Raw genomic sequence first — 9556 nt, forward strand, 5'->3', positions numbered from 1 at the left:
GAGATTGACGTGCAGCCGCATCGGCGATGCGCCCCCTCTCCCGCTCGCGGGGGAGGCACAGGCGGCCTTTGGCCGCCGTACTTTAAGAGGACGCCGATGCGAAGCATCGGCTACGGGTGGGGGTATCACCGTTCGCGACACTCGTTATGAGGAGAGAGCCCCCACCCGGATTGCATCTTCGATGCAATCCGACCTCCCCCGCAAGCGGGAGAGGTAAGGAGAGCTTCGTGACCGATGTCGAGATCAACCGGCCTGCGGGACGCCGGCGCAGCCGCCTCCGGCAAGCGCAGATGCTGCTGCTGTTCGTGCTGGTCATCTACCTGATCGCGGCCTATCTGGTGCTGCCGGCGCTGTGGACGCACTACGAACACCAGAAGGGCCTCGCCAATCTGCCGATGGTGACCCGCACCGCGCAAGACATTCCCGGCGACCCGATGAATGTCGGGCTGATCGGCGACACCAAGGACGTGGTCTGCGCGATGCACGAGGCCGGCTGGTTTCCGGCCGATCCGGTCACGCTGAAATCCTCGATCGAAATCGTGGGCTCGGTGCTGCTCGATCGTCCCTACAAGGATGCGCCGGTGAGCAATTTGTTCTATCTCGGCCGCCGCGAAGACCTCGCCTTCGAGCGGCCGGTTGGAACGAGCGCGGACCGCCGCAACCATGTCCGGTTCTGGAAAGTGCTCGACCAGGGTCAGGAGAAGCGCCCGGTGTGGCTTGGCGCCGCGACGCTCGACCGCAGTGTCGGCGTCAGCCACTACACCGGAGCCGTGACCCATCACATCGCACCCGACCTCGACGCCGAACGTGCGCTGCTCGCCACCGACCTCGAGTCCGCCGGCATGGTCACCGCCAAGTACCAGGTGACGGGCATCGGCCCGACCTTCGACGGGCACAATGGCGGCGGCGACCTCTATTACACCGACGGCGAAATCTGGGTGCTGCGGCTGGTCGAAGCCTGCAGCAAGAACCATGGCGCCGTCGCCCAGATCCCGAGCCCCGCCGCGACCGAGTTCAAGGACCAGATCTGGCGCGCGGTGGTCGAATCGATTGGCAAATAAGGGAGTGCCCCGCGCTTTTGGAAACGCTGGATTGCTTCGACCGGCTCGCAATCGAAGCTGCGATGGAATATTCTCTCCCCTTGACCCCTCACACGCATGATTTGCGTTGCTTTACCCAAAAGGAACAGGACGATGACCGTTCGCGCGGGCCGGGAATTTCTGGCCATCCCCGGGCCCACCACGATGCCTGATCAGGTGCTGCAGGCGATGCACCGCCCGGCGCTCGACATCTACTCCAGCGAGATGGTCGAACTGACCGAAAGCCTGCTGCGCGATCTCTCGAAGCTGTTCGCCACCGCGGGCAAATCCTACATCTACATCTCCAACGGCCACGGCGCCTGGGAGGCGACCCTCTCCAACGTGTTGTCGCGCGGCGATAAGGTGCTGGTGCTCGAAAGCGGCCGCTTTGCGATCGGCTGGGGCCAGGCCGCGGCCGGCATGGGCGCGGAGGTCGAGGTGCTGAAGGGCGACTGGCGCCGCGCGATCCGTCCGGCCGAGGTCGAGGCGCGGCTGCGGCGCGACAAGGACCATACGATCAAGGCGATCCTCGCCGTGCAGGTCGACACCGCGTCGGGCGCCTATAACGACATCGAGGCGATCGGCAGGGCGATCAAGGCCGCCGGCCATCCTGCCTTGTTCATGGTCGACACCGTGGCCTCGCTCGGCTGCATGCCGTTCGAGATGGACAAATGGTATGTCGACGTCGCGATGAGCGGCTCGCAGAAGGGCCTGATGACGCCGCCCGGCCTCGGCTTCGTCGCCGCCAGCGACCGCGCCTGGGACGCGCACAAGAAGGCCGATCTGCGCACGCCCTATTGGGACTGGACCGAGCGCGAAGGAAGCGAGCACTACCGCAAATATGCCGGCACCGCGCCGGTGCACCTGCTGTTCGCACTGCGCGAAGCGATCAACATGCTGCACGCCGAGGGCCTGGAGAATGCGTTCGAGCGGCACCGGCTGCTCGGCGAAGCCGTACGCCGCGCGGTTGCGGTCTGGGGCGAGGGCCAGGTGCTCGGCTTCAACATCGCCGAGCCCAATGAGCGCTCCAACACGGTGACGACCGTGACCGTGAAGGGCGCCGATCCCGCCGCGATCCAGCGCTATGCCAAGGAGAAATGCGGCGTCGTGCTCGGCACCGGCATCGGCGACTTGCAGGGCCAGGCCTTCCGCATCGCGCATATGGGCCACGTCAACGCGCCGATGATCCTCGGCACGCTCGGCGTCGTCGAGGTCGCGCTGACCGCGCTGGGGATTCCGCACGGCAAGGCCGGCGCCGACGCCGCCATCCAGTGGCTCGGCGAGAACGTGAAGGCGTAGGACGAGCGCAGGCAGCCGTCATCCTGAGGCACGGGCGAGGCCACACGCTCCGCTGTCGTCCCGGCGAAAGCCGGGACCCATAACCCGCGGCGGACGTTGTGGGCAAACTCGACGTTCCGCCGGCGCACAACAATGACCATCGGTGGCTATGGGTCCCGGCTCCCGCGCGCAATTGCGCGCTAGGCCGGGACGACACCGAGTGTTTGGCGTCGCTGGCGAATGATACGCTCACAACGACGACGGGAGGCAGTGCATGCAACGCATTGCTAAGGCCCCAACACTTTTCGTCGTCATCGTTTTCCGCTTTACTGCCGGCAACAGCCGGGCCCTGATCCCTGCGAACAACAAGATGGAGGGATCGCTTGGCATCGGTGGAATTGCGCGGCCTGGTCAAGCGGTTCGGATCGTTTGTCGCGGTTGATGACGTCTCATTGACCATCGATCACGGCCAGCTGGTTTGCCTGCTCGGGCCGTCGGGCTGCGGCAAGACCACGACGCTGCGGCTGATCGCCGGGTTCCTCGAGCCATCCGACGGCGAGATCCGCGTCGGCGACCGCGTGGTGTCGTCGAAGGCGCGCACGCTGCCGCCCGAGCAGCGCAACATGTCGATGATCTTCCAGAGCTACGCGCTGTGGCCGCATATGACGGTGGCGGAGAACATCGTCTATGGCCTGCGCCTGCGCAAAATGGACCGCGACAGCATCGCAAAAAAACTCGCCGCGATCCTGGCGACCACCAAGCTGGAACCGCTGGCGCAGCGCTATCCGGGCGAGCTGTCCGGCGGCCAGCAGCAGCGCGTCGCGCTGGCCCGCGCGCTGATCGTCGGTCCCGAGACGCTGCTGCTCGACGAGCCGCTGTCCAATCTCGACGCCAATCTGCGCGAGGAGATGCGGTTCGAGATCCGCCGCCTGCACGACGAATATCGCTACACCACCGTCTACGTCACCCACGACCAGTCCGAGGCGATGACCACCGCCGACCTGATCGCAGTGATGAATGCCGGCAAGATCGACCAGCTCGGCGCGCCTGAGGACATCTATGCGCGGCCGGAATCCGAATTCGTCGCGCGCTTCATCGGCGCGGCGAATGTGATCAAGGGCACCGCGCGCGACGCGACCCATGTGGAGTTCGCCGGCGCGACGCTGGAGGTGGTTGGCGCCAAACTCACCGCCGGCCAGAGCGCGCCGGTCGCGATCCGCCAGCATGAGATCCTGCTCTCGACCCAGGCCCCCGCAGCAACGCGGAACACGCTCAAGGCCATCGTGACGCGGCAGGTCTATCTCGGCATGAACCGCGACTACATGGTGGAGACATCAGACGGCACCTCGCTGCGGGTGACCACGCCGACCGAAACCGCGGTCGAGAAGGGCAGCGAGGTCTGGCTGACACTGCCGCCCGAGCGCTGCCGGGCGCTTAGCCGCTAACAACAAGAAACGGAGGGACGCGATGCGGAAACCGATTTCCAGACGCGATGTCCTGAAAGGCTCTGCGGCGCTTGCGGCTGGCGCAATATTCGCGTCGCCCGTGCGTGCTGCGGCGCCCGAGCCGGCCGCCATCACGCCCGACTTGGTCGCGGCCGCGACCAAGGAAGGCAAGCTCGTGTTCTATTCGTCGATGGACCTGCCGGTCGGCGAAAAGCTCGGCAAGGCGTTCGAGGCCGCCTATCCAGGGATCACGGTGCAGATCGAGCGCTCCGGTTCGGAGCGGCTATTCCAGCGCGTAGCGCAGGAATTCGACTCCAACATCCATGCCGCCGACGTCGTCAACAGCGCCGATGCCTCGCACTTCATTCCCTGGAAGAAGAGCGGCTGGTTGATGCCGTTCGTGCCCGAGGACGTCGCGAAGCATTTTCCTGATAATTATCGCGACCCGGACGGCATGGCCGTGACCACGCGGCTGTGGCTGTCGTCGATCGCCTACAATACCAATCTGGTGAAAGCGGAGGACGCGCCGAAGAGCTTTGCCGACCTGCTCGATCCGAAGTGGATGGGCAAGATGGTGAAAGGCCATCCCGCCTATAGCGGCACCATCATGACCACCACGTTCCAGATCGTGCGCGAGCTCGGCTGGCCGTATCTGGAGAAACTCTCCAAGCAGCGCGTGATGCAGGTGCAATCCTCGACCGATCCGCCGAAGAAGCTCGCGCTCGGCGAGCGCGCCGTGATGGCCGACGGCAATGAATACGGCATCGTGCTGCTCAAGGAAGCTGGGCAGCCGGTCGAGCCGGTCTATCCGACCGAGGGCACGCCGACGATCTCGGGACCGACCGGCATCTTCGCTACAGCGCCGCATCCGAACGCCGCAAAGCTGTTCCAGGCTTGGCTGCACGCCCGCGCGACCCAGCAATTCTTCGTCGACTTCACCGGGCAATATTCGCTGCACGCGCAGGTGCAGCCCAAGGCCGGCCGGCGCAAGCTCGCCGACATCAAGCTGATGAAGGAGGATCCGGCGGGGGTCGAGGCGATGACCGAAGAGATCAAGACGCGCTATGCGCGGCTGTTTCGGGTGTGAGCGATGGTCATCAGCTGCATCCGCGGTCGCTCCTCGCCTCGCCCCGCTTGCGGGGAGAGGCCGGAACGCATCGTCAGATGCGTTCCGGGTGAGGGGGACTCACCACGCATCGCGCTCGCGGAAGCGGCCCCTCATCCCTCCCTCTCCCCGCGAAGGGCGGGGCGAGGGGGCTGAAGCAGCTCAACCCCGGGGCAACATGACAACCACCACCTCCCCCACCGCCAAACCTCGCATCGACTGGACCCGCCCCGTGCTGTGGCTGTTCGCCGCGGTGCTGATCCTCCTGATCCTGCTGCCGCTGTCGTGGCTCGCGGTATTCGCCTTCACCGACAAGAACCGCCATCCGACACTTGCCAACTTCGTCACGCTGTTCAGCAATCCCGATTTCCTCGATCCACTGCTGACGACCGCTGTTATCGCGACGACGTCGGCGCTGATCTGCTGCATCGTCGCGGCGCCGATCAGCTGGCTGGTGTCGCGCACCGACATGCCGGGACGGCAGACCATCCGCGCGCTGGTGACAGCCTCGTTCGTGACGCCGCCGTTCCTCGGCGCGGTCGCCTGGGAATTACTGGCGGCGCCGAATTCGGGGCTACTGAACCAGCTCTACCGGCTGTTTGCTGGCGAGGACGCGGACGCGCTGTTCAACATCTATTCGATGACCGGGATCATCTTCGTGATCTCCTGCTACACCTTCCCGTTCGTGTTCGTGCTGGTGGCCAATGCACTCGACACCATGCCGGGCGAGCTGGAGGACGCCTCCGCGATCCTCGGCGGCAATGCCTGGATCACGGCGCGGCGGGTGACGATCCCGCTCGCGCTGCCGGCGCTGGTCGCGGGCGCGCTGATCGCCTTCCTGCAGGCAATGACGCTGTTCGGCTCGCCGGCGATCCTGGCGCTGCCGGCTGGCTTCCACACCATGACGACCAAGATCTGGAGCCTGTTCCAGTATCCGCCGAAACTGGAGCTCGCTGCCGCAGCCGCCGTGCCGTTGCTGGTGCTCACGATCCTGCTGCTGCAGGGACAGAAGGCACTGCTCGGCCGTCGCGGCTATTCGGTGATCGGCGGCAAATATGGCGCGCCGCGCCGGGTCGAGTTGCGCGGCTGGCGCTGGGCGGCGCTCGGCTTCTGCCTTCTGGTGCTGCTCAACCCCGTGTTCCTGCCCTACCTCGCGCTGCTCAACGCCGCGTTCTCGCCGAACGCCACCACGCTGGTGACGCCATCGACGGCAACGCTGCACAACATCGTCTTCGTGTTCACCGAGCTGTCGTCGACTCAGCTTGCATTGAAGAACACCGTGATCCTGGGCACTGCGACCGCGACGATCGGCACCATCCTTGCGCTCGTCATCGCCTATGTCACGACCCGCAAGGTGATCGCGGGCCACCGCGTGCTCGGCTTCCTCGCCACCGCGCCGGTCGCGGTTCCCGGCATCGTGCTCGGCGTCGGCCTGTTCCTGAGCTACACCCGGCCGCCCTTCGTGCTCTACGGCACGCTGTGGATCCTGCTGCTGGCATTCCTCACCATCAATCTGCCCTCGGCCTATCAGCAATTGCAGGCGGCGTTCGCGACCATCCACCCAGAGCTCGAGGAAGCGAGCCGCATCCTCGGCGCGACGCGATTGCAGGCGCTGCGCCAGATCACCGCGCCGTTGCTGCGCACCGGCGTGATCGCGACCTGGTGCTTCATCTTCATCGGCGTGATGCGGGAGCTGTCAGCCGCGATCGTGCTGTTCACCTCGCAGACCAAGGTGCTGTCGGTCTTGATCTACGATCTCAACGAGGGCGGCGACCTCGCCGCGATCGCGGTGCTCGGCATCGCGATGCTGGTGATCACCTTTGCGGTGGTGCTGGCGGTGAACCAGATCCCGATGTCCGGCGGCAATGCGGGCGCGAAGCTGCGGAACGGCTGACGACGCCCTCTCCCCGTCATTGCGAGGAGCGAAGCAACGAAGCAATCCAACGCCTCAGCAAACGGGGAGATGGATTGCTTCGCGGAGCCTGTCATCGGGCGCGCATTCGCGCGACCCGTTGGCTCGCAATGACGGGGTTAGTGAGGAGCGTCCAATCGGCTGCCCATCTGGCAATCGCCACATTCATCCCGATATAAAGCGGAACCCCGCACCATGAGGATCGTGTGACCCAATCCACCAAGACATCGCCTCCCGTCGCGCCGCGCCGGCCGCATTCCTTCACCACCCACGGCATCACGGTGACCGACGACTATGCCTGGATCAAGGATCCGAAATGGCAGGAGGTGCTGCGCGATCCCTCGATCCTCGATCCCGATATCCGGAGCTATCTCGAGGCCGAGAACGGCTACACCGAGAGCCTGCTCGGCCATACCGACGGCTTGCAGAGGCGGCTCGTCAAGGAGATGCGCGGCCGGATCAAGGAGGATGATTCCAGCGTGCCGTCGCCGGACGGCCCGTTCGCCTATTTCCGCAAGTTCCGTGAGGGTGGCCAGCACGAGCTGTTCGCGCGCACGCCGCGCAACGGCGGCGAGGCGCAGGTCGTGCTCGACGGCGACGCGCTGGCGAAGGACCACAAATATTTCAAGTTCGGCGGCAGCCGGCATTCCAACGATCACAAGCTCCATGCCTGGAGCGCCGACACCAAGGGTTCGGAGTACTTCTCGATCCGAGTGCGCGACTGGGCAACCGGCGGCGATCTCGACGATCTCGTCGAGGAGACCGACGGCGGCGTGGTCTGGGCCGCGGATTCGAAGAGCTTCTTCTACGTCAAGCTCGACGACAACCACCGCCCGATGCAGGTGTGGCGGCACAGACTCGGCACCAAACAGGCCGACGACATCCTGATCTATGAGGAGCAGGATTCCGGCTGGTTCACCCATCTGCACGAGAGCGCGAGCGGCCGCTTCTGCGTGATCGCCGGCGGCGACCACGAGACGTCAGAGCAGCGGCTGATCGATCTTGCCAATCCCGACGCGCCGCCGCGGTTGGTCGCAGCGCGCGAGGAAGGCGTGCAATATTCGATCGCCGACCGCGGCGACGAACTCTTCATCCTGACCAATGCCGACGACGCCATCGACTTCAAGGTCGTCACCGCGCCGTTGTCGTCTCCGGAACGCGCCAACTGGCGCGACCTGACCCCGTATCGCGAGGGCGTCTATGTGCTCGACGTCGAGCTCTATGCCGGCCACATGGTGCGGCTGGAGCGCGCCAACGCGCTGCCGGCGATCATCATCCGCGACCTCAAGAGCGGCGAAGAGCACGCGATCGCGTTCGACGAGGCGGCCTATTCGCTCGACACCATGGGCGGCTACGAGTTCGACACCACCAATCTGCGCTTTGCCTATTCGTCGATGACGACGCCGTCGGAGGTCTATGATTACGACATGGCGACGCGGACGCGGGTGTTGCGCAAGCGCCAGGAGATTCCATCCGGCCACAACCCGGCCGATTACGTCACCACGCGCATCATGGCGACGTCGCATGACGGCGCGCTTGTGCCGGTTTCGATCCTGCATCGCAGGGATTTCGTGCGCGACGGCAAGGCGCCGCTGCTGCTCTATGGCTACGGCTCCTACGGCATGGCGATGCCGGCGTCGTTTGCGGCCAACCGGCTGTCGCTGGTCGACCGCGGCTTCGTCTATGCAATCGCGCATATCCGCGGCGGTGCCGACAAGGGCTGGGGCTGGTATCTCGACGGCAAGCGCGAGAAGAAGACCAACACGTTCGACGATTTCGCCGCCGCCGGGCGCGCGCTGTGTGATGCGAAATACACGAGCGAGAAGCGCATCGTCGGCCATGGCGGCTCGGCGGGCGGCATGCTGATGGGCGCAGTCGCCAACCGCGCCGGCGAGCTGTTCGCCGGCATCGTCGCCGAAGTGCCGTTCGTCGACGTGCTCAACACCATGCTCGACGACACGCTGCCGCTGACGCCGCCGGAATGGCCGGAATGGGGCAACCCGATCGAGAGCGAGAAGGATTTCCGCACCATCCTGTCCTATTCGCCCTACGACAACCTCGCGGCAAAGGACTATCCCGCGATCCTCGCGATGGGCGGGCTCACCGATCCTCGTGTGACCTATTGGGAGCCGGCGAAGTGGATCGCCCGCCTGCGCGCCACCATGCGCGGCGGCGGCCCGGTGCTGCTGCGCACCAACATGGGCGCCGGCCACGGCGGCGCCTCCGGCCGCTTCAACCGGCTGGATGAAGTCGCGATCGTCTACGCATTCGCGCTGTGGGCGGTGGGGATGGCGGACAAGGCGGAGGCGTAGCCTCGTAGCGCGGTTGGCGAGCGCAACTCCCTTCACATCGTCGTCCCGGCGAAAGCCAGGACCCATACCGCGTGATCCATCGAGCAAGGACGTCGCAGTACCACGGCGCTGCTAGTCTTCGCCAAACTCCGCCCTGTGGTTATGGGTCCCGGCCTTCGCCGGGACGACGGCGGAATGCGTGGCGATCGCTCGCCAAGAACGACAACATCGTAGCCCTGTTGGTGTGCGCAGCTTTCTCCTCATCGTCGTCCTGGCGAAGGCCAGGACCCATACCGCGTGATCTATCGAGCAAGGACGTCGCAGTACCACGGCGCTGCTGGTCTTCGCCGAACTCCGCCCTGTGGTTATGGGTCCCGGCCTTCGCCGGGACGACGGCGGAATGCGTGGCGATCGCTCGCCAAGAACGACAACATCGTAGCCCTGTT

At 65.5% G+C, this 9556-nt stretch carries 6 protein-coding genes; all 6 read left to right on the forward strand.

Translation table 11 applies throughout. From position 1 onward, the window contains the following. Positions 1-290 precede the first annotated feature (290 nt). The 6 genes from FBZ93_RS26015 to FBZ93_RS26040 all read left to right on the forward strand — a co-directional run bounded on the left by FBZ93_RS26015 (position 291) and on the right by FBZ93_RS26040 (position 9131). On the forward strand, positions 291-1061 hold the full coding sequence (locus FBZ93_RS26015; RefSeq protein ID WP_245321231.1) for an LssY C-terminal domain-containing protein: 771 nt from the start codon (positions 291-293) through the stop codon (positions 1059-1061). 132 nt (positions 1062-1193) lie between these two features. Continuing rightward, positions 1194-2378, forward strand: coding sequence for a pyridoxal-phosphate-dependent aminotransferase family protein (locus FBZ93_RS26020; protein ID WP_146989726.1), 1185 nt, complete (start codon positions 1194-1196; stop codon positions 2376-2378). A 371-nt stretch (positions 2379-2749) separates the two neighbouring features. After that, a complete protein-coding gene (locus FBZ93_RS26025; protein WP_246667655.1) occupies positions 2750-3802 on the forward strand; it encodes an ABC transporter ATP-binding protein in 1053 nt (350 codons plus the stop codon). Between the two features lie 22 nt (positions 3803-3824). Next, positions 3825-4889, forward strand: a complete 1065-nt coding sequence (locus FBZ93_RS26030) for an ABC transporter substrate-binding protein (RefSeq protein WP_146989730.1) — start codon at positions 3825-3827, stop codon at positions 4887-4889. 196 nt (positions 4890-5085) lie between these two features. Next, positions 5086-6801, forward strand: coding sequence for an ABC transporter permease (locus FBZ93_RS26035; RefSeq protein WP_146989731.1), 1716 nt, complete (start codon positions 5086-5088; stop codon positions 6799-6801). 224 nt (positions 6802-7025) lie between these two features. Then, the gene (locus tag FBZ93_RS26040; protein WP_146989733.1) at positions 7026-9131 is read left to right on the forward strand and encodes a S9 family peptidase; all 2106 of its coding nucleotides are present in this window, start codon (positions 7026-7028) and stop codon (positions 9129-9131) included. The last annotated feature ends 425 nt before the right edge of the window (positions 9132-9556 follow it).

This window comes from Bradyrhizobium macuxiense, from assembly GCF_007993935.1.
Classification (GTDB): Bacteria; Pseudomonadota; Alphaproteobacteria; order Rhizobiales; family Xanthobacteraceae; genus Bradyrhizobium; species Bradyrhizobium macuxiense_A.

Coding starts and splice junctions, on each gene's coding strand:
- FBZ93_RS26015 (WP_245321231.1), top strand. CDS start 291: ATGCTGCTGCTGTTCGTGCTGGTCATCTACCTGATCGCGGCCTATCTG.
- FBZ93_RS26020 (WP_146989726.1), top strand. CDS start 1,194: ATGACCGTTCGCGCGGGCCGGGAATTTCTGGCCATCCCCGGGCCCACC.
- FBZ93_RS26030 (WP_146989730.1), top strand. CDS start 3,825: ATGCGGAAACCGATTTCCAGACGCGATGTCCTGAAAGGCTCTGCGGCG.
- FBZ93_RS26035 (WP_146989731.1), top strand. CDS start 5,086: ATGACAACCACCACCTCCCCCACCGCCAAACCTCGCATCGACTGGACC.